Annotated in this window: 20 protein-coding genes; 8 read left to right on the forward strand and 12 right to left on the reverse strand. The window is 68.2% G+C overall.

The window, feature by feature from the left end; genetic code table 11:
• Positions 1-144 precede the first annotated feature (144 nt).
• From GR130_RS12200 to GR130_RS12210, 3 genes are all read left to right on the forward strand, one after another.
• Positions 145-2109 (forward strand): FAD/NAD(P)-binding protein, encoded by a 1965-nt coding sequence (locus GR130_RS12200; protein ID WP_159504748.1) that lies wholly within the window; start codon positions 145-147, stop codon positions 2107-2109.
• Positions 2093-3529: a 3-carboxy-cis,cis-muconate cycloisomerase gene (pcaB, locus tag GR130_RS12205; RefSeq protein ID WP_159504749.1), complete on the forward strand. Its 1437-nt coding sequence runs from the start codon at positions 2093-2095 to the stop codon at positions 3527-3529. The genes GR130_RS12200 and pcaB overlap by 17 nt, the downstream gene beginning before the upstream one ends.
• A 79-nt stretch (positions 3530-3608) precedes the next feature.
• Complete coding sequence (locus GR130_RS12210) at positions 3609-4742, forward strand: aromatic ring-hydroxylating oxygenase subunit alpha (protein ID WP_159504750.1); 1134 nt, start codon at positions 3609-3611, stop codon at positions 4740-4742.
• An 83-nt stretch (positions 4743-4825) separates the two neighbouring features.
• On the opposite strand, the gene GR130_RS12215 is transcribed toward GR130_RS12210, so the two are convergent.
• The 6 genes from GR130_RS12215 to GR130_RS12240 all read right to left on the reverse strand — a co-directional run bounded on the left by GR130_RS12215 (position 4826) and on the right by GR130_RS12240 (position 9273).
• Entirely contained in the window at positions 4826-5455 is a 630-nt protein-coding gene (locus GR130_RS12215; protein ID WP_159504751.1) for a LysE/ArgO family amino acid transporter, read from the reverse strand.
• A 135-nt stretch (positions 5456-5590) separates the two neighbouring features.
• Positions 5591-6037: a cyanase gene (gene cynS, locus GR130_RS12220; RefSeq protein WP_159509917.1), complete on the reverse strand. Its 447-nt coding sequence runs from the start codon at positions 6035-6037 to the stop codon at positions 5591-5593.
• Between the two features lie 27 nt (positions 6038-6064).
• Positions 6065-6751, reverse strand: a complete 687-nt coding sequence (locus GR130_RS12225) for an alpha-ketoglutarate-dependent dioxygenase AlkB (protein WP_201304865.1) — start codon at positions 6749-6751, stop codon at positions 6065-6067.
• Positions 6752-7417: 666 nt separating this feature from the next.
• Positions 7418-7750: an MTH1187 family thiamine-binding protein gene (locus GR130_RS12230; protein WP_159504752.1), complete on the reverse strand. Its 333-nt coding sequence runs from the start codon at positions 7748-7750 to the stop codon at positions 7418-7420.
• 15 nt (positions 7751-7765) lie between these two features.
• A complete protein-coding gene (locus tag GR130_RS12235) occupies positions 7766-8911 on the reverse strand; it encodes an MAB_1171c family putative transporter (RefSeq protein WP_236572991.1) in 1146 nt (381 codons plus the stop codon).
• The gene (locus GR130_RS12240; RefSeq protein ID WP_159504753.1) at positions 8896-9273 is read right to left on the reverse strand and encodes a hypothetical protein; all 378 of its coding nucleotides are present in this window, start codon (positions 9271-9273) and stop codon (positions 8896-8898) included. The genes GR130_RS12235 and GR130_RS12240 overlap by 16 nt, the downstream gene beginning before the upstream one ends.
• Before the next feature lie 925 nt (positions 9274-10198).
• Between GR130_RS12240 and GR130_RS12245 the strand changes: the two genes are divergently transcribed.
• Positions 10199-10744, forward strand: a complete 546-nt coding sequence (locus tag GR130_RS12245; RefSeq protein WP_159504754.1) for a helix-turn-helix domain-containing protein — start codon at positions 10199-10201, stop codon at positions 10742-10744.
• A gap of 182 nt (positions 10745-10926) precedes the next feature.
• On the opposite strand, the gene GR130_RS12250 is transcribed toward GR130_RS12245, so the two are convergent.
• The gene (locus GR130_RS12250) at positions 10927-11907 is read right to left on the reverse strand and encodes an FAD-dependent monooxygenase (protein ID WP_236572992.1); all 981 of its coding nucleotides are present in this window, start codon (positions 11905-11907) and stop codon (positions 10927-10929) included.
• Between the two features lie 318 nt (positions 11908-12225).
• The gene (locus tag GR130_RS12255) at positions 12226-13119 is read right to left on the reverse strand and encodes a 3-hydroxybutyryl-CoA dehydrogenase (protein WP_159509920.1); all 894 of its coding nucleotides are present in this window, start codon (positions 13117-13119) and stop codon (positions 12226-12228) included.
• Positions 13120-13262: 143 nt separating this feature from the next.
• Between GR130_RS12255 and GR130_RS12260 the strand changes: the two genes are divergently transcribed.
• Positions 13263-14462 carry a glycoside hydrolase family 10 protein gene (locus tag GR130_RS12260; protein WP_201304866.1) on the forward strand — a complete coding sequence of 400 codons (1200 nt, stop codon included), beginning with the start codon at positions 13263-13265 and terminating at the stop codon, positions 14460-14462.
• 39 nt (positions 14463-14501) lie between these two features.
• On the opposite strand, the gene GR130_RS12265 is transcribed toward GR130_RS12260, so the two are convergent.
• Together GR130_RS12265 and GR130_RS12270 are read right to left on the reverse strand one after the other, a co-directional pair.
• Complete coding sequence (locus GR130_RS12265; protein WP_159504756.1) at positions 14502-14711, reverse strand: DUF1918 domain-containing protein; 210 nt, start codon at positions 14709-14711, stop codon at positions 14502-14504.
• Between the two features lie 186 nt (positions 14712-14897).
• Complete coding sequence (locus GR130_RS12270; protein ID WP_159504757.1) at positions 14898-15845, reverse strand: DMT family transporter; 948 nt, start codon at positions 15843-15845, stop codon at positions 14898-14900.
• On the opposite strand from GR130_RS12270, the gene GR130_RS12275 reads away from it, so the two are divergent.
• On the forward strand, positions 15844-17310 hold the full coding sequence (locus tag GR130_RS12275; RefSeq protein ID WP_159504758.1) for an aminotransferase-like domain-containing protein: 1467 nt from the start codon (positions 15844-15846) through the stop codon (positions 17308-17310). The two genes, GR130_RS12270 and GR130_RS12275, sit on opposite strands and share 2 nt — an antisense overlap.
• A 78-nt stretch (positions 17311-17388) precedes the next feature.
• Positions 17389-17841 carry a GNAT family N-acetyltransferase gene (locus GR130_RS12280; protein WP_159504759.1) on the forward strand — a complete coding sequence of 151 codons (453 nt, stop codon included), beginning with the start codon at positions 17389-17391 and terminating at the stop codon, positions 17839-17841.
• A 430-nt stretch (positions 17842-18271) separates the two neighbouring features.
• On the opposite strand, the gene GR130_RS12285 is transcribed toward GR130_RS12280, so the two are convergent.
• Both GR130_RS12285 and GR130_RS12290 read right to left on the reverse strand, forming a co-directional pair.
• The gene (locus GR130_RS12285) at positions 18272-19075 is read right to left on the reverse strand and encodes a helix-turn-helix transcriptional regulator (RefSeq protein ID WP_159504760.1); all 804 of its coding nucleotides are present in this window, start codon (positions 19073-19075) and stop codon (positions 18272-18274) included.
• A 123-nt stretch (positions 19076-19198) separates the two neighbouring features.
• Positions 19199-20302: a class I SAM-dependent methyltransferase gene (locus GR130_RS12290; RefSeq protein WP_159504761.1), complete on the reverse strand. Its 1104-nt coding sequence runs from the start codon at positions 20300-20302 to the stop codon at positions 19199-19201.
• A gap of 125 nt (positions 20303-20427) precedes the next feature.
• On the opposite strand from GR130_RS12290, the gene GR130_RS12295 reads away from it, so the two are divergent.
• Entirely contained in the window at positions 20428-20619 is a 192-nt protein-coding gene (locus GR130_RS12295; RefSeq protein ID WP_159504762.1) for a DUF1059 domain-containing protein, read from the forward strand.
• The last annotated feature ends 208 nt before the right edge of the window (positions 20620-20827 follow it).

Below are 20827 nucleotides of genomic sequence, written 5' to 3' on the forward strand. Positions count from 1 at the left end.
ACGATCCGGCACTGCAACCAGTGCCGGACGGCACAGTGACGCCACGTCATCACCAGCAAAGCTCGGCTCTTCCCTCAACGAGCCGAACCCGCTGCCGTGCACCGCGTTCCGATGCCTCAGCCGACCCATCCCTATGGAGGATGCATGCACCAGGCACCTGACTTACCGGAGACGAAGAAGATAGCCATCGTCGGGGCCGGGCCACGTGGCCTGTCAGTTCTCGAGCGGCTTTGCGCCAACGTCCCCGACCTGGCGCCCGACGACCGCCTGCACATCCACATCATCGACCCCTACGATCCCGGGCCAGGGCGGGTGTGGCGGACAGACCAGCCGCACGAGCTACTGATGAACACGGTCGCCTGCCAAGTGACCATCTTCTCCGACGAGAGCGTCGAGTGCGACGGGCCAATCCAGGAGGGCCCCAGCCTGTATGAGTGGGCACGCTTTCTGACCCTGATGGGATCACTGTCGGACTACCCCGCACACATACGCACCGAGGCTCGCCAGCTGGGCCCGGACACCTACCCGTCCCGCTCCTTCTACGGCCACTACTTGCGCTGGGCGTACCAACACATCGTCACGACCGCACCGCCCTCGGTACAGATCCGACACGAGCGCGCCACAGCCATCGGTCTGAAAGACACGACAAGAGAACGCCAGGAGATCATCCTGAGCACCGGACACGTGCTCAGCGACCTCGACGCAGTGATCCTGGCGCAAGGTCACCTCGACGAACGCGGGACCAACGAAACCCGTCTGGCCGCCCACGCCGCCGAGCGAAACCTGACCTATCTCGCCCCCTCCAACCCCGCCGACGCCGACCTCTCCACCATCCGGCCACAGGAAGCAGTAGCCCTACGCGGTCTGGGGCTGAACTTCTTCGACTACTTGGCACTCCTCACCACCGGCCGCGGTGGACGGTTCGAGAGCCACAAGGGTTCACTGATCTACCGGCCCTCTGGCCGCGAGCCCAGACTGCTGGCCGGCTCTCGGCGTGGCATCCCCTACCACGCACGGGGCGAGAACGAAAAGGGCGTTTCCCAGCGCCATCAGCCCCTGTTCCTGACACCAGAACTCATCAGGGACCTGCGTGAGTGTGCTGACGCAGGCCGGACGGTGAACTTCCGGCGGGACGTATGGCCATTGGTCAGCCGCGAGGTGCAGGCGGTCTACTACGCGACCTTGCTGACCAACCGGCACTGCCGTTGCCTGGGGGAGCGCTTCCTCAGCAAATACAGCGCCACGGACGACGATGCAGCCACCGAGCACCTGCTGGACGAGTTCACCATCGCACCGCACGAGCGCTGGTCTTGGGAGCGTATCGACCGCCCGTACGGAGACCACTGCTTCACCAGCATCGCAGAGTTCCACAACTGGCTGCTGCCGTACCTGCGACAAGACCTTGCGCACGCCGACCAGGGCAACGTATCCGACCCGCTCAAGGCCGCCCTCGATGTCTTGCGCGACCTGCGCAACGAGATCCGTCTCATCGCCGACCACGGAGGCATCAGCGGCACCTCCTATGACACGGACCTGGACAAGTGGTACACACCACTCAACGCCTTCCTGTCCATCGGGCCTCCCGCACGTCGAGTACGCGAGATGGTCGCCCTCATGGAAGCCGGAATACTGAGCGTCGTCGGACCCCGCATGACCGTCCACCCTGACCGGCTCGGCAGCCGCTTCCTGGTCACGTCCGCAATCACCAACTCCCGGCCCCTCCCCGTCACCGCCGTGATCGAGGCCAGGCTGCCCGAAACGGATATCCGCAATACGCAAGACGTCCTGCTGACCCAACTCGTGAAGGCCGGCGCGGCGAGCGCCTACCACATCGCCGACCCGTCCGGCCCTGGTTACCAAACCGGCGGCCTGGCCGTCACCGAACGGCCCTACAGGGTCCTCGATGCCTCCGGCACCCCGCACCCCAAACGCTTTGCCTACGGCATCCCCACTGAACACGTCCATTGGGTCACCGCCGCCGGCGTCCGTCCCGGAGTGAACTCGGTGATCCTCAGCGATTCCGACGCCATTGCGCGAGCTGCTCTGACCGCCCCCGCCCTGGTTGCTGCCCCACCGAAGGAGTCGAGCCGGCATGACCACCCCGCATGAACTGGTAGACGTCGGACTGCTGTCCACAGTGAGCTCCGGCACCCCCATCGAGGCGGCCGTCAGCGACAGGGCATGGCTGCAGGCGATGCTGGATGCTGAGGCAGCCTTGGCCCGGGCGCAGGCAAGCCTCGGACTGATCCCCAAAGCGTCCGCCAAAGCCATCACCGCAGCTGCCCGAGCCGACCGATACGACATCGCCGACCTGGCTCACCGGGCCCGTGAGGCCGCAAACCCTGTGGTCGCTCTGGTGACTGAACTCCAGCGCACCGTGGCCGCTGACCACCCCGCGGCCGCCGACCACGTCCACCGCGGGGGAACCAGCCAGGACATCCTCGACTCCGCTGCCATGCTGGTCGCCACCCGTGCCCTACAGCTGATTCACCAAGACGTCGAACGGATCCTCCGCGCCCTGGCCCGCCTGGCCGCCCTCCACCGCGACACCCCCATGGCCGGACGGACCCTGACACAGCATGCCGTGCCTACCACCTTCGGCCTCAAGGCAGCCGGATGGCTCTTCGCCATCCACCAGGCAGCCCAACGCACCCAGGCGGCCATGACCTCCTTGCCTGCCCAATTGGGTGGCGCCGCTGGCACCTTGGCCGCCTATCACGAATACGCGCTGCTGGATGGGGCCTCAACCGAACACGGCAGCCCCGCTTTACTGCTGGCCGAGGCATTCGCCGAAGAGCTGGGACTTGCCGCACCTCTCCTGCCATGGCACACCGCCCGAGTCCCGATAGCCGCTCTCGGAGCCGATCTCTCCCTCCTCGTCGGCACCCTGGGCAAGCTTGGTGCAGACGTGCAGGTACTGGCACGCACCGAAGTGTCCGAGGCAGCCGAACCGGCAGTCGAGGGACGCGGAGCATCTTCCGCCATGCCGCAAAAGCGCAACCCCGTCCTGGCCACCCTCCTGGTCTCCGCGGCGATGCAGGTGCCTCCCCTCGCCGCCACCCTTGCTCATTGCCTGGTGAGCGAAGATGAGCGACCATCTGGTGCTTGGCATGCCGAGTGGAACCCACTGCGCGAGGCCCTGCGCATCACCGGCGGAGCAGCTCACACCGCCGCGGAACTGTGCGAGGGACTCACCGTGGACCGCGAACGGATGGCCCAGAACCTGCAGCTGACCGGGGGTCAAGTCGTCGCCGAGCGCGTCGTCGCCCGGCTGAGTGACGCCATGGGCAAGGCTTCAGCGAAGAAGCACATTACCGCGCTCACCAATGCCGCTGGCCAGGGTGAGGGTACCTTCGCACAGAATCTGGCTGCTGACGCTGAGGTGTTGCAGTACCTCACAGACCTCCCGCTCAGCGACCTTCTCGACCCTGCCCAGTATCTGGGCGCCAGTGCGGAGCTCATCGATCGCCTCCTGGCCCACTGCGCCCCCGCCGTGCAGCCGGCAGTCTCCGACGTTCCCAAGCCATGACCGCAGCATTGCGGCCTGCCACCAACGCCACCTGGGCGAGGCACCCCGCCTTCGCCACCTATTCGCAAGGGGCATCACTATGACGATCCCGTGGCCGCCCTCCTACTACACCAGCGAAGAGCATCTGAACCTGGAGCAGGAAAGGATCTTTGAAAAATCCTGGCTCTGCGTGGCTCGTTCCTCCCAAATCGCCGCCCCCGGCTCCTTCATACGCGCGCGGGCCGGTCGAGAAGACCTGATCCTGGTGCGGAAGCCTGATGGAGAGATACGTGCCCTGATCAACCTTTGCCGGCACCGTGGCGCCACGCTGTGTACGGAGAAACAGGGCCAATTCAAAAACTCCATCCGCTGTCCGTATCACGGCTGGGCCTTCAACCTGGACGGTCATCTCACCTCCGCACCCTTCCTGCACGATTTGCCGCCCGAGACGAAGGAACGGCATCTTTTCACCGCACAGGTGACCGAGTGGCTGGGCTACCTGTGGGTCAATCTGGACCCGTTGGCCAAGCCGCTTATGGAGCAGATCGGGCCGCTATTGCAGCACCGCTTCGGTGACAAGGACGTACCCGGCCGATATGGATGCGAAGACCTCCAGGTGGCCAAGGAGGTCACGTACGACGTTGAGGCAAACTGGAAGATCCTCTACGAGAACTTCTGTGAGTGCTACCACTGCCCCACGATGCACCCCGAGATCTGCCAGATCCTTCCCAGCTGGCGTACCGGGTATGGCACCGTCAGCGGCCCCGACGGCCCCAAGATGGAAGGCTCGCTGCTTGCGGACGAAGTCACCGGCTTCTCCCTCTCAGGGAAGCCTGCAGCAGCCACCCTTCCTGGCGTCCTTCCGGAAGATGCACGAACGTTTCACGGGATCCTGCTATGGCCCAATGTCCACCTCATGTTCATCCCCGACCACGTAATGTGCATGCGCTTTGAACCAGTAGCACCGGCACGCACCCGGGTCATCACACAATGGTTGTTCCATCCGGATGCAATAAAAATGCCAGGGTTCTCTCCCGACGACGCCGCCGCTCTCGTTGACATCACGGCTCGGGAAGATTTCGAAGCATGCGAACGGGTTCAGAATGCAACCGCTTCCTCATACTTCGAGGAATTCCATACCCCCCATGAGAGCCTGATCCTGGACTTCCGCAAGTGGGTCCATGATCGTCTCCATCCAGACCTACAGCGCCAGCCTGCTGAATCTCTCACGTGACCGCAGATAGCCGTGGCCTGCACAGCGACTTGGGCGCGCCCCCATTCCTCGGGAGCGCGCCCAAACTGTGCCGACCCTGCGGGTCACTGGTCCATGACCATGCTGACGCCCAGTCCAAGAATCAGGACACTGGATACCATGGCGGTCAATACCCTGCCACGTGCGCCAGTGAGAAGTCTGCCGAATATCGCGCCACCGCCCGCTAGCAGGAGTTGCCAGCTGGCCGAGGCAACTGCAATCGCCAGCACGTAGACCACCGAGTCCGTGCCCGACATGCGTTCTTGCGACTGCCGGCCCAGGATGAGTGCGACAAAGTAGATGGCTGGCCACGGATTGAGGGCCGTCAGCCCGAGGAACATCGTGTAGGATTTCAGAGGCCGTAGATTTTTTCCTTTCTGCCGCTCGCCGAGCCCTGCTGCACGACCTCGGCGCATGGCAGTTATGAAGATTCGAATTGCCATGAAGGCCAGGATGCCGAAGGCGACCCAGCGTAGAGGAGTCGAGAAGGGCTGTATCGCGCCCGCCACGGTGGCGCCTCCTGTTACAGCGATCACTGCATACATGACGTCCGCGGTTGTCGCTCCCAGGGCTGCCGATGCACCTATGCGGAACGAAGTCTGCGCTGTCATATTGACCATGAGCACAGCCACCGCACCCACGGGTACAGCCAGTCCGTAGCCCGCCCACAGGCCCGCAAGGGCGGATTCGATCATCGTGAAAACCCTTCGATTCAATTCACGAATTGCCCCAAGCCGGGCACATATGCCACTTGCACGCTCACTCAATCTCACGCAATCTAAATGCAGGCGTCTGCGCGTTGATGAAGACCTCTCGGGGTGTCAGGTTGCCTACTCCCACTGGTAGGCGAGGAATTTCCCATCGAGTGTGATGACAACACGGTCGCCCTCCGGGTCCGACTTCCGATCTACCTCCAAGCGGAAGTTGATTGCACTCATGATTCCGTCGCCGAACTCTTCATGGATGAGTTCTTTGATAGTGGTCCCATAGACTTGAACCACTTCGTGCAGCCGATAGACCGTCGGGTCGGTCGGCACTGAAGGGCTTTCAGTGCCACGGGTGGGTTGTAGCTGGAAAGCCTCAACGGCATCTTGGCTGAGTCCCAGTAGCGTCGCTGCCGCCTCGGCTTCTTCCTTCGTCATGGGGTGCTGCCCCAGAAGGGCCGCTGTGGTCCATGCGACCGGCCGGCCCACCGCGCCAGCTAAGTCACCCCATGTCAGCTTCATCCGAATCTTGGCGGCACGCACTAAAATTGCGGCATCAGATTTAGTGAGCATTTTCATTCCCTTCGCTAAAGCTTCGATTCAACGATCCGAGATTCCTGTTTCCCGGACGGTTACGCTGACTCGGCCGCGTCGAATGTCTAGTCCCGCCGGTGACGTTCCGGGTAATGTGCGCCTGACTCCGTGGAAGGCGAGTCGAGATGGTCCACCGAAAACGAACAGGTCACCACTTTGGAGAACTAGATCCTTCCATGGCTTAGTTCTTCCCACTGGGTTACCGAAACGGAAGATGCAGCTATCGCCCAGACTGAGGGTGACCACTGGGGCCGAATTATCCTCGGCGCGATCTTGATGCATACCTAGCCTGTCATCATCATCGTAGAAGTTGATGATCGCGGCATCTGGAGAAAACTCGTCAGGATTGTGGCTCACGGTAGGGTCTAATTGGGCGGCGTCCTGCACAGCAGCTCGCGCAAGGCTCTTAATTCGTTGCGGCATGGGACGTACGCGTTCCCCGTCCACGTCATCCGCAATGCGCGAGTATTGGTACGGTTTCCAATGCCATCCGAGACACACGGACTGCATGTGCATCCATGAGCCATCTGGCATACGAGGTCGCCGCATACCGGCGGGCCCCATCGCCCACTTCCGGGAGCAGGTCACAAGTTCCTGTTGAACCTCTTGGCTCAGCCAACCGGGGATGAGGATCGCACCCGGTGCGACGACAATGGAAGGCCGTCCAAAAAGCGCACCGTTCTCATGAAGCACTATGGTGAAACTCCAGCATATAGGCGATACCTGTGATCAAAGCGGTCAAAATTGGATATCGCCGCTTGGTGTGCTCCCCAGCAGCGTGCTGTCTTGGAGCATGCCTCAATCCTGCTGCGGCACCGGGCAGGGTGCTGGCAGGCATCGGACTTGTTCCTCCGAGCCCGGCGATGGGCGCCAGGTTCTGCGAGACAGTGCAGCATGCTGCCCCGTGGGCCGGCATCGTGCCTCTGGACAGGGCGGGCCTGCCTCAGGCGCCGTCGAGGCGCTGTATCCACAAGCTCTTCCACCCGCCCGGAGGCCGGGCACGCACCCTCCGAAACTGTCGAACCCGCCACCGTCCCCCTGTACCAAGAGGTACAGGACTGAACACTCCGAAGGCGGGCCAGCCTCTGATGCCATGCAGCAGTTGGGCATAACGCTCGCCAAGACGTAAGGGAACACCGGGGCATGCGTGCCGCAACGCCAGTTCAGTCCGCGGTTGATTCCTTCAACTGGGCGCTCCACCACCGTGTGCAGAGGCATGCTGACGTGCGGACAATTTCCGGTGACGGTTCGTACCAGCTGGGCAAACAACGAGCGATACTACTTGTCGATTCCGGCGGACGGTCCGGCGGTGCCGGCGCATCCGAGGCTCCAAGAACTCAGCAGATCATGATCGGGACCTCACGCATCGTCGGTGATGGGCCCAGATCCGTTGCCTCCAGTGTCCACGATGCGCTGCTCTAGAAGGGCAATTTTGTTATTGAGGGGGTCAGGCATGTTCGGCCACACGTCGACCTTGATACTCACCTGGACGCGGGGCGCCTTCAGCGCCACCGCTTCCGTAGCGCGTTTGATTACGCTCATGACCTCGTCCCACTCACCCTCGATCATGGTGTACATGGAATCCGAGCGGTTGGGGAGACCGGATTCGCGGACAATTTTCACCGCATCTGCGATGTAGTCCGCGACAACTTCCTCCACACCCATGGGGGTCAAGGCGAAGGCGACGAGCACAGGAGTGTTTCCAATCTAGTGATTCGGGCCCGACTGCAGGGCCCGGTAGTCGTGGACCACCGACGATCGGTAGGCGGCGGCGATCCGGAGCAGGTAGCTGATTTCCTCGGTGAGGTCGTGTGCGCCGCCCCCGGTGAGCTTCAGTGATTGGGCCTTGGGGGTCTGGCCCATGCGCCGGGAGCGCAATGCTGCGGTGAGCCAGCAGGCGGTGATGTGCGCGTCGACCTGGTTCTCGGGGACGGCGTGAGCGGTGACGTGCCGGCGCACCTGGTCGACGGTGGTTTCCGCGACATAGCTGCGCAGCACGATCATGGCGTCCCTGATCTCGATCACCCTTCGGTACAGGCGCAGTTGGATCGGCACTGCCGCGGCACGCAAGGGGTTGCCTGGTGAGAGCACTACATCGGGAGCGGCGGCGGCCAAGTCTCGCCAGAGCAGGGCCAAGCCGCGGTGAGACCTGCGGTACCGCAACAGAGCGCGAATCTGGATCAGGAACGGCAACGCCGCACCGGCCGCGATGAACAAGGCCTCGGCACCAGTGATGGGCGAGAACAATGGGTCGAAGAGCGTTGAGCGGGTCCCAAGGTACCCGAGCTTGAGCACCCACAGCAGAGTGGCCAGGAGGATGCCCGTGCCGAACAGCCGCAATCCGTAACGGAGGGATTGGGGAATGCTGCCCCGACGGCTGTGTCGCCAACACACCAGCCCGCAGGTGGTATCCGCGGTCAAGTGGAAGGCGAAGAATATCCACCAGTAGGAGTCCGGGACACTGGGGATGTCCGGTGAGGAAGCGATCTGATTGCGGTTATGTGGGGTGGCACCGACGTCCAGGAGCACCAATGCGACCATGACCGCGATCGCGGCACCGAACACCAAAACAGTGTGCTGCTGGAGTCTTGCGGCTTGGAGGATGAACCACAGTACGGCGGCACCGTCGACGATGCTAAACAGATGAGTAGTCAGATCGATCCAGTGGGCGCTGGGGCCCACGTGGGCCAGAACCGTGGTGACGGGATCCAGATGCATTGACATGGCCAGCGCGATCATGACGATCGCGAACCACAAGGGGCGCTGCTCCCGACTGCGGACACCTTGCGGGGCGCGGACGACGGCCACCGCCCACAGCGTGATGATCCCGGTGCCCTCTAGTCCTGTGAGCACGATGATCCTCGATGGCGAGCTCTACGCAGCCCCATCGCGGATTCCAGCCCGCCCAGCATCCCAGACAGCAGGGTCGGGGCGGCAAGGCGGTCGGCGCCCTCCAGAATCAGGCTGGCGATCATCTCCGCTTCCTGTTCCTGCTCGTCCGAGTAGCGGGCGCGGGGCAGGGCCTGTCGAATGGAAGCCGGGTCCGCAAGGTTGATCTGCCGATACAGATGCTGTTCCCCGCCCATGGATCGGTGGTCGCAGACCAGATGTCCGACCTCGTGCAGAATGATGTGTTCCTGGTGCAGTGGGCTGGTCTGGGCGTCATAGAGGATGAAATCCTCGTGCTCGGTCGCCAGCCAGATACCGGTCGGCATATCGGGAACCACCGGCGTGGGAAACGGCCGTAGGTGCAAGGGACGGCCTCGCTGCACGGCGAGCCGGGCGCACAGTTGAGAAGCAGAGAAGGGTACGGGCAGCGGAAGCCCGTCAATTACCTCCTGGCATCGACGGCGCAATCGCCTCCAGCGCATCGTGGTCGGATCTCCAGCGATTGTTGGACCGGCAGGACACAGAACCTGGCAGCGGCGTCCCTTCATGAAGCCGCCGAGAGACCTAACTCCGCGGCGTTGATGGACGCGTGACGCGCACAATGCTGGGGCAGCGCCGCCAAGCCCGGGGAGGCGATGCGGCACATCCGGAGACCGGGTGAGAGGTAACTCAGCAACGTGCAGTCTCCGTTTCTGTACGCGTCTTTGACCGCCACTGACGGCCGATCCTAGAACGCCTCATCATCACTGGTCAGCGTGCTCGATGAGAGTGGCTGGTTCTGAATGCGCGCCCGACACTCTCACGGTGTTCAGGCCACGTGCCCTTGACATAACCAACGAGATCGCTGGCGAACATGATCTCCATCGCCAGGAGCGTACGTGCCCAGTCCACTGCCCTGTCCGGGACGTCGTTGCCGAATGTAACCCGGAGCCCTTGGGCACTGAGCGAGCCCGCTTCCAGAGCCGCCGCCAGCCGATGAGCGGGTGCGCGGTTCGCGAACCGCGCCATGTTCGCAGCCCTGGTTACTTCCACCATGAAGCATGGGTTTCCGACCTTCCCTTCTCTATCGGGTCATTCGGCAGCACCTCCGGTGAGCGGGAACCCAGAGGGCTGTGCATGAGGCAGCCGGGGTATCGGCTGCGTTCCAGTGGTCCGAAGATGGCTGAGTGCTTGCGGTCGAGGTACGGACGGCGAAACGATTGTTGCTATTCAGCTTCCAGAGCCGATCACTGCCGCCTACGATCCACATTTGTGACCAATCACCGGCAGGAGTCGACAGCGTCGCCCAATCAAGGGGCTGATACTGCCCAGTTGTTCGGGCGCCGTCTTCAACGTCTGGTGGACACGGCGCGCCCCAAAGGCCGGCAGCGCTACACCGACGCGGAAGTCGCGGCACACGTGGGAGTGAGCCCCCAGTACATCCGCAAGCTGCGCAATGGGAAGTCCGTGCCCTCCGTCGAGAAGGCGCAAAGCCTCGCCGAGCTCTTCGAGGTCGAGCACGTGGACTACTTCCTCAAACCGGACGACGACCCTGCCGTCCTCGCGGTCGAACGCCGGCTGCGAATGCTGGAGGACGGCTGTGTCGACGCCAAGCCGGCTACCGACGCTGCCGAGGCTCAGCCCGAGGAAATGAATGCGGACGCGGATCTCTGGCGCCGGCTCCAAGAAGAACACGGGGTCAAGGAGATCGCGATGCGCGCCGGACAGCTCTCGCCCGAGGCTCGTGCCGCGGTGCTGGGCGTCGTGGATCAGCTTTTCCAGAGCGAGAAGGGAGCTGTGCCGCCCGACCAGTCGTGAGCTCAGGCTCCACGGACCAGCGGGAACACGAGATCAGCAGGTGAAGGGGCGGTCATTCGTCGTTTGACGACAGGGCGGCCGGTCGGGAGAACCCGGCGGGCGGCCCACCTGCAAGGAGGCCAGCCGGAACACGCCGGAAACGTGCCGTTCGGCCTTGAGGGCGTGGCCGGGAGGTTCTGGACCTATGCCGGCTCGGGTCGTTCCAGGTTCGGTACGAAGGCGGGTAGCGCGGCGAGGCTGTGCCGCACGGCCTCGCCCCCGTACTCGAACATCTGGCGCTCGTAGCTGTCGACTGCGGTGAGAGGATCTTGACGGCCCTCGGCGGCCTCAATTAGGCAGCGGCCCAGCAGGTCGGCATCGCGCAGGCCGGTGTTCGCACCGTTGCCGCCGGTCGGAGGGGTGGCGTGGATGGCGCCACCGAGCAGCGTGACCGGACCGGGCGCCCAGCGCTCACCTGGCTCGACCACCCCGATGGGCAGCAGGGTGCTGTTGTCCGGGTCGGCCTGTTCGATGAGCGCCCGCAGGTCCGGATGCCAACCTTTCATCCTGGACAGCGCGGTCTCCTGTGCCGTCGAGGTGTCGAGAGAGCCGTTCGGCGGGAGGACCATGGCCCAGCGCACGTAGTCATGGATGTCAGGGAGCGTTACTTCGGGTGCCAGTTTCTCCGCCGCTTCCTTTGGCGGAATGGGGAACCGCATCGCCCCGAGCAACAGACTCACTCCGCCCCCGACGATCTTCCCGCCGTAGGCCCGGGACAGGCCGGCGAACTGCTCCGTTAGCGGCGTGCGGCCGATGACGAACCGAACGCCGGTGTCCCTCGGGTTGGTCCGCGGCGTCAGCACCTGGCGAACCGCGGAGCCGACCCCGTCCGCCCCGACGAGCAGATCCCGCTCGCCGAAGCCGGAGGCGGCCGGTTCCTGGTCGCGTAGCTGGGTGAAGTCGACGTCGAGCTTGGGGTCGTACGCCTCGGGCTCGATGCCGAGTTCGTGCGTGCTGTACTCGCCGAACCGCTTGATGTGCTCGGTCGGGTATGGCGCGATGTGGGCCAGGTCCTCGGGATGGATCTCCCACCCCTCTTCCAGTAGCTGGCGGACGATCTCGGCGATGTCCAGGGCGTCGTGGAAGATCACCGCGTTCGTGAGCGAAGAACAGATGCAGCTCATGTGCGGTGATCAGCCGCTTGAACCGCGGATACGCGGTCCGCTCGATCGAGGTCACAATCCCGCCCCGGCCTCAGACGACAGGCTCAACATCACACCAACGAAGCCGAGATGAAACGGGTGACGGGCTGTGATCTCAGGGCTTCAAGATCATCCTGTGGCCCCTTTTGGGCTTATCTCGGCGATCCCCCTATACCTCCGGGTGATGCTCCGGGAGGGCCCGGCGGGGGCGGCAAGAGCCAGCCCCGCCGCGTCGCCGCCAGCGCTGCTCCATACGAACTCGCCCTGGAACAGCGCCAGTTGGCAGCCTCGCCGCACTCCCTAGTACGAATAGAACCCCGACCCGCTCTTCCGCCCCAGCCGCCCCGCGTCCACCATCCGCTGGAGGAGCGGGGGAGCGGCGTACAGCGGCTCCTTGTACTCCTCGTACATGGATGCGGCGACCGAGGCCACCGTGTCGAGGCCGATCAGGTCGGAGAGCCTGAGCGGGCCCATCGGGTGGGCGCAGCCCATCTCCATGCCGTTGTCGATGTCCTCGCGGCTCGCCATGCCGGACTCGAACATCCGGATGGCGGAGAGCAGATACGGGATGAGGAGCGCGTTCACCACGAAGCCGGAGCGGTCCTGGGCGCGGATGGCGTGCTTGCCCAGGACGTCCTGGACCAGCGACTCGGCGCGCTTGAGGGTTTCCTCGGCGGTGGTCAGGGCCGGGATCAGCTCGACGAGCTTCTGGACCGGCGCCGGGTTGAAGAAGTGGATGCCGATGACCTGGTCGGCGCGGGAGGTCGCCACGGCGAGCTTCACCAGGGGGATGGACGAGGTGTTGGAGGCCAGGATCGCGTCCGGGCGGGTCACCACCTGGTCGAGTACCTGGAAGATCTCCGTTTTGACCTGCTCGTTCTCCACCACGGCCTCGATGACCAGGTCGCGGTCGGCGAACTCGCCGAGGTCGGTGGTGAAGCTGAGTCGGGCGAGCGTCGCGTCGTGCTCCGCCGTGGTGATCTTGCCGCGTTCGGCGGCCTTGCCGAGGGACTGGGTCAAGCGGGTGCGACCCAGCTCCAGTGCTTCGCCAGTGGTCTCCGCGACCATGACGTCCAGCCCGGCGCGGGCGCACACCTCGGCGATGCCTGCGCCCATCTGGCCGCAGCCGACCACTCCGACGCGTGCAATGTCGGCGAATGAGTCCGTCACCTCGTGCCTTTCGCTGATCTTCAGGACCGGCGGTACGCCGTAAGGGTCCGGCGCCCGCCTCGGCCCCGACGTTACTCCGCGAGGTGCTGGGACGAGGGCGCCGGGGCAGGCATTCTGAGCCTTCGGAACAGGATGAAACGGATGAACTGGGGCTATTGGTGCGAGGGATGACACGGCGCGGATTCGGAGCGGCGGCGGCGGGAGCGGCCTCCTGGCTGCTGGCGCCGGGTACGAAGGCGGGCGCGGACGGGGTGGTCCGGCGCGAGATGCGGGGGATGTGGCTGGCGACGGTCGCCAACCTGGACTGGCCCTCGAAGCCGGGGCTGAGGCGCGCGGAGCAGCAGCGGGAACTGGTGGAACTGCTGGACGTGGCGGTCGAACGGCGGCTCGGCGCCGTGTTCTTCCAGGTGCGGCCCACGGCCGACGCGCTGTGGCCGTCGCCGTACGAGCCCTGGGCGCAGTGTCTGACCGGCACGCAGGGCCGCGACCCGGGCTGGGACCCCCTCGGCTTCGCGGTCCATGAGGCGCACCGGCGTGATCTGGAGCTGCACGCCTGGTTCAACCCGTACCGGGTGGCCAACCACGCCGACCCCGGGCGGCTGGCGCCCGGCCACCCCGCGCGCCGCCACCCGCGGTGGGTGGTGCCGTACGGCGGCAAGCTCTACTACAACCCCGGGCTGCCGGAGGTCCGCCGGTTCGTGCAGGACGCGATGCTCGACGCGGTGCGGCACTACCCCGTCGACGGGGTGCACTTCGACGACTACTTCTATCCGTATCCGGTCGCCGGCGAGTCCTTCTGCGACGACGCGGCGTACGAGGAGTACGGCGCGGACTTCGTGCACCGCGGTGACTGGCGGCGGGCGAACACCGACCGCCTGGTGCGGGGGATGAGCGAGCGGCTGGGGCGGCGGGTGCGGTTCGGGGTGAGCCCGTTCGCGGTCTGGCGCAATCGCACCACGGACCCCCGGGGTTCGCGGACCGAGGCCGGGGTGCAGACCTACGACGATCTCTACGCCGACACCCGCCGCTGGGTGCGGGAGGGCTGGATCGACTACATCGTGCCGCAGGTGTACTGGCCCCTCGGCTTCCCGGCCGCCGACTACGCGGAGCTGGTGTCGTGGTGGGCCCGGACGGCGGCCGGCACCGAGGTCGACGTCTACATCGGCGAGGCGCTGTACAAGGCCGGCCGGACGGCCGACCCCGCAGCCTGGCGGAACCCCGCCGAACTCTCCCGGCACGTCGCCTTCGCCCGCCGCTACCCGCAGATCGGCGGCCATGTCTACTTCTCGGCGAAGGACGTGGTCCGGGACCCGCTGGGCGCGCTGGCGCGGGTCGTCCGGGACCACTACGGCGGCGCGGCACGGTAGGCGGCGCGCGCCGCGCCGCCGGCGTGGCGGGCGGCGCCGCTACGCGGTGGTGTGGGTGCGGGTGGTCTTGGGGTGCTGGACGACGCAGTCCGGGCCGGGCCACATGATCGTCTCGTGGCCGTCCTCGGCGCGGATGCGGAAGGGCGGTTCGCCGTTCGTCCCCAGCACCTCGACGATCTCGACGACATGGTCGCCATGCCCGACGGTCCTGCCGTGCACCAGCAGCCTGTCGCCCTTTTTCGCCTGCATCTGGTGTCCTCCCGCGTCGAGTGGCCGTACGACCGCACGGCCGACTGCGCGACGGCCGGGCGGTGGGCGGCCAGCGGATGACGGACCTGGGACGGCCCGGACGGCGTAACCCGCCATCGCCGCAAGTTTACGTCCGGGGGCGCCGCTCGCACCCGGAGAGCGGTGCGGCGCCCGGCCCGAACCCGGTCAGCACCGTGCGCGCTGGGTGACGGCGATGCAGGCCAGGACCGCCAGCGCCGCCGCGGGCGCGGCCGGCGGCAGCCGCTCGCCGAGCAGCACCACGGACCAGACCAGCGTCAGCAGCGGCTGCGCCAGCTGGATCTGGCTCGCCTTGGGGGCGCCGATGGCGGCCATCCCGCGGTACCACACGACCATGCCCAGGAACGTCGAGCCGGCCGTCAGCCACAGCAGTCCGGCGACCGCGTGCGCCGTGAAGTGCGGCGGCTCGGCCGGCAGCGCCACCGCCGTGCCGACCGCGGTCACCGGGAGCGCCAGCACCAGCGCCCAGCCGATCACCTGCCACCCGGGCATGTGGCGGGCCAGCCGCCCGCCCTCGGTGTAGCCCGCCGCGCACACCAGCAGCGCCGCGAAGAGGTACAGGTCGCCGGTGCTCGGCGCGCCGCCGCTCTGCTGCACCGCGAAGCCGACGACCACCGCGGCGCCGGCCAGCGAGGCGATCCAGAACATCCGGGAGGGCCGGGCACCGGTCCGTACGGCCGAGCAGGCGGCGGTGGTCAGCGGCAGCAGGCCGACCACGACGGCCGCGTGCGAGGTGGTGGAGGTCTGCAGCGCGAGTGTGGTCAGCAGCGGGAAGCCGAGGACGACACCGCCGGCCACGACGGCGATGCCCGCCCAGTGGCGCCGCTCCGGGACGCGGACCCGGCGGGCCGCCAGGCAGCCGCCCGCCAGCGCCGCGGCTAGCACGCTGCGCAGCATCACCACGGTCCACGGGCCCATGCCCTCCAGCGCCCAGGCGGTCGCCGGGAAGGTGAGCGAGAAGGCGGCGACACCGAGGGCGGCGAGCAGGGCGCCGGAGCGGGGCGTGCCGGCCGCCGCGGGCTGCGGGGTGCGCGGCGGCTCCGGGGCGGTGACCGCTATCGCATCGAGGGTGGTAGCGCTATCGTTGGCTCTCATGCAAGAGCGTAGCAGTGGTGCCGAACTGGCCGCGATCCTCCGTAGGGAGCTGAAGCGCTACTCACCCGGTGAGAAGCTGCCGTCGAGCCGGGTGCTCGTCGAACGGCACCGGGTCAGCCCGGTGACCGTCTCCCGGGCCCTCGCCGAGCTGGTCGCCGAGGGCCTGGTCGTCACCCGCCCCGGCGCCGGAGCCTTCCGCGCCGAGCCACGCGGCGAAGCCGCCGGGCCGGTCGACACCTCCTGGCAGGAGATCGCACTGAGCGCCGAACCGGCCGGCGACCAGGTCCCGCGCAGCGTCGACGCGTCCGGCGTGCTGGCGACCCTCGCCGCCCCCGCGCCCGGCGTCATCGAGCTCAACAGCGGCTACCTGCACCCCGACCTCCAGCCCGAACGCGCCCTCGCCGCGGCCCTGGCCCGGGCCGGGCGGCGGCCGGGCGCCTGGAACCGGCCGCCGCTGGACGGGGTCCCGGAGCTGCGCGCCTGGTTCGCGCGGGAGATCGGCGGCCCCCGGGGCGGGCCGGCGGCCAGTGACGTACTGATCACCGCCGGCGGCCAGAGCGCGCTGACCGCCGCGCTGCGCGCGCTCGCCGCGCCCGGCGCCCCGGTGCTCGTCGAGTCCCCGACCTACCCCGGGATGCTGGCCGTCGCCCGCGCCTCCGGGCTGCGCCCGGTACCGGTGCCGATGGACGCCGACGGGGTGCGGACCGATCTGCTCGCCGACGCCTTCCGGGCCAGCGGCGCCCGGCTGTTCGTCTGCCAGCCGCTGTTCCAGAACCCGACGGCCGCGGTGCTGGCCGGGGAGCGGCGGCGCGAGGTGCTGCGGGTGGCGCGCGCGGCCGGCGCGTTCGTGATCGAGGACGACTTCGCCCGGCTGCTGGTCCACGGCGACGCGCCCGCGCTGCCGCCGACGCTGTTCGCGGACGACACGGACGGCACCGTCGTCCACGTCCGCTCGCTCACCAAGGCCACCTCGCCGAGCCTGCGGGTGGGGGCGCTGGCGGCCCGCGGCCCGGTCCTGGACCGGCTGCGCGCCATCCAGGTCGTCGACAGCTTCTTCGTGCCGGGGCCCCTCCAGGAGGCCGCGCTGGAACTCGTCGGGTCGCCCGCCTGGCCCCGCCATCTGAGGTCGATCGCCCAGGAGTTGACGGACCGTCGGCAGACCGTGCTGGCCGCGCTGCACCGGGAGCTGCCCGGCCTCGCCGCGCGTGGGCTCGGGCACCCCGCGGCGCCCGGCGGCTACCACCTCTGGCTGCGGTTGCCGGACGGCACCGACGAGGCGGCGCTGACCGGCGCGGCGCTGCGTGCGGGCGTCGCGGTCGCGGCCGGCCGCCCGTACTTCGCCGCCGAACCGCCCGCCGCCCATCTGCGGCTGAGCTTCGCGTCGGCGGGCGGCACCGGCGAACTGTCGGAGGGCGTCCGCCGGCTCCGGGTGGCCTGCCGGGAGCTGGGGGTGCCGGTGGAGTGAGCGCCGGCCCGCGGGAGCGGGCGGGCCGTCTCGTCCACCGGTTCGACTCCGGGCCCGCCTTTCTGCCAACCTCCCGGCATGACCGATCACGCCCTCGACGGCTACGAGATCTCCACCGACCCGGCGCGCCTGGACGCCAACCTGGTCCACGACTGGCTGTCCGCCGACACCCACTGGGCGCTGGGCCGCACCCGCGAGATGCACGACCGGGCCCTCGCGAACTCGCTCAACTTCGGTCTCTACGAGGAGAGTTCGGGCCGTCAGGCGGCATACGCCCGGATCGTCACCGACTATGCCACCTTCGCCTGGCTCTGCGACGTCTACGTCTGCCGCGACGACCGCGGCAAGGGCCTGGGCACCGGCCTGGTCGAGGCGATCGCCGCGCACCTGACTCCCTTCGGGCTGTCCCGGCTCACGCTCGCCACCAAGGACGCGCACGGCGTCTACGAGAAGGTCGGCTTCCGGACGCTGACGGCACCGGAGCAGTGGATGACCATGGGGCTGATCGACCCGGGGCCGATCGGCATCTGACGGGCCGGCGTCGCGCACGCCCTTCGCCCGGGAGACGCACGGGTCAACGGCGCCGCGGACATGGCCTGGAGACCGGTCCATGGCTGCGAACTCGTCCCCGAATCACGGCACTTGGGCCGCGGAGGCGCTGCGCCCGCCTCGCCGCCGACGGGGACGGCGGCGCCCCGACACCGCTGCTTCCGCCGCGCCTGTCCGCCCTCCCGGACGTCGACATCCACCTCAAGGACGAGTCGGCGCACCCCACCGGCAGCGTCAGGCACCGGCTGGTGCGGGCGGTGTTCCGGGCGGCCGTCGAGGACGGATCGCCGGCGGCGGGGACGCCGGTGCCGATGGGCAGCGGCGGCACCGCGGCGGTCGTCCTGCCGGCCTCCGCGGAGGTGTTCGCGGGGCGCGGGGAGTGGCCGGACCGGCGGCAGCCCGTACGCCCGTCTCAGCCCGCCGTACGGCTGCCGGGGGCGGCGGCCCCGGTGGCCCGTAAGGCCCCGATGCCGCGGACCGGGTCCGTGCCGCGCATCAGCCAGGCGTTCGCCGCCGCCACCCGGCCGCCGACACGGAGTTTCGCGTAGGCGTGCTCCAGGTGCTTGTCGACGGTGCGCGGGCTGATCGCCAGGCGGCGGGCGATCTGCTGGTTCGTCAGGCCGTGGGCGAGCAGGCCGAGTACGGCGGACTCCCGCCGGGTGATCAGGTCGGGCGCGGGGGCCGGCGGGGCCAGCCGGTTGAGGACATGGCTCAGGCGGGTGCGCAGCAGGCCGGCGGCGATCACGTCGGCCGCGCCGAAGTCGCTGCCGTGCGCGTCGCGGCTGACCACCACGCAGACCCGCCGCGGTACGCCGGCGGCGTAGCCCGCGGGGAAGGACATGGCGAGCTGCCGCTCGGCGCCGAACGGCCGGTAGACGTCGGTGTAGGCGGGCATCGCGTGGAACTCGGCGCGGCTCTGGAGGGTCGAGCGGCGCATCGGGGTGCCGCTGCCGAGGCGGGTGTGCCGCACGAACGAGTCGGTCCGCCACTCCCGGTCGAAGGCATCCACGACGTCCTGGCTCAGCAGGTCGTCCGGCAGCGTGCGCCGCGGGTGGAGCAGGTCGGGCCGGGGCGACCAGATGACGCTGTCGCCGGGCAGCGCGCCGAGCAGCAGCGGGAGCAGCGCCGGCACGAGGGACTCCTCGTCCACGGCGTCGATCAGCAGGTCCACGACGGACAGGATGCGCCGCAGGCCGGCCTCCGCGGCAGCGCTCATACGACCAGCGTGCCGAGCACGGCGGCCGGGGTCAAGGCCGGTCCGGGACGGCCCGGAAGGCCGCCCCGGAGGCCGAGGCCGCCCGGCCGGCCGGGGGAAGACCGGCCGGGGGCGTCGGGCGCGTCAACGCCCGACGGCATAGACGCGGTTGACCGGGCTCTGGGCGGCGAGCCTCCAGTGGTGCAGCCCGGCCGCGTCGGCGATGCCCCGCATCGCCTCCTCACCCGCGTGGTTTCCCAGCGCCTGCGGACCGTGCTGGGCCAGCGCGGACGGCAGGCAGACGGCGACCGAGGCCGCGGTCAGCACCCGGCCGATGGGGTTGGCGTTCTCCTCGTCGTGCGACGACACGTTCGGCTCCACGATCATGCAGACGCCGTCCTCGGCCAGCGCGTGCTCGGCGTGCCGCAGCGCGCCGCCCGGGTCGCCGGTGTCGTGCAGGCAGTCGAAGAAGGTGATCAGGTCGAAGTCCTCACCGGGGAAGTCCTGGGCCGTTGCGACCTCGAAGCGGACCCGGTCGCCGATGCCCTGCTTGGCCACGACGCCGCGGGCCGCCTCGACGGACGGGCGGTGGAAGTCGTACCCGACGAAGCGCGACCGCGGGAAGGCCCGCGCCATCAGCGCGGTGGCGTAGCCGTAGCCGCACCCGATGTCCGCGACCTTCGCGCCGCGCTCCAGCTTGTCCACCACACCGCCGAGCGAGGCCAGCCACTCCGGTACCAGCGCGGCCGTGTAGCCGGGCCGGAAGAACTTCGCGGTGCCCGCGAACAGCGCCGGCCCGTGCTCCTCCCAGCCCACCCCCTCGCCGGTGCGGAAGGCGTCCATGAGGGCGTCCTCGGTGGCGTACAGGGCCTGGAGCATGGTGAAGAACCCGGCTACGTGGCTGGGCAGTTCCGGATCCGCCAGGACGGCGGCGTGCGCGTCGGGCAGGAGGTAGGTGCCGGCGTCGGGCGCGTACGTCACGTACTCGCCGGCGACCTGCGCGGCCAGCCATTCGCGGACGTAGCGCTCGACCAGCCCGGTGCGGGCGGCGAGCTCCACGGAGGTGAGGGGACCCGCGCCGGCCATCGCCCGGTACAGGCCGAGCCGGTCGCCCAGGGAGGTGCACAGGCCGGCGACCGCGGCCCCGCCGTCGGTGATCACCCGCTCCAGGAAGTCCTGCACCTGCCCGTCCCGGGCAGCGTCGCCGCCCCGGGCGCCGCCGGGCACGACACGGGCGGACGTCGCCATGGCCGTCACCTCCTCGCCTGCCTCCACTGCAACAGCTCGGGCGGCCGGAGCGCCATACGCGATTCCCCGTATACGGACGGCGGCGCGCCGCGGCCGGGCCGACACTGGAGGCGAGGAGGTGGATCATGCGCAAGAAGATCGACTGCCGGGATCACCCGAGCGAGACGCACTGCACCCTCGTCATCGCCGGCGAGGAGGAGGAAGTGGTCCGCGCCGCCAGCGAGCACGCGGTATCCGTACACGGCCACACGGACGGCCCCGAGCTGCGCGAGCAGATCCGGTCATCCCTCAAGAACGAGATGCCGCAGCACGCCTGAGCCGCCCGCGGCGGCAGCACCGTGCCCGGCCGTCCTCACGGGCGGCCGGGCACAGCCGTGCACCCTCCGGGGCCGCCGTCCGCGCATTCGGGCCCGCCGGGGTCGTCCGGCGGTCCGCGGCGGCGCAGCATCGTGCTGAGAGGACCGCGGGCCCGGCGACCAGAGCCCGGGAGGGCACCGGGGCCGGGCCGCCGGCGCCCCGCACCGG

The organism is Streptomyces sp. GS7 (assembly GCF_009834125.1).
Lineage (GTDB): Bacteria > Actinomycetota > Actinomycetes > Streptomycetales > Streptomycetaceae > Streptomyces.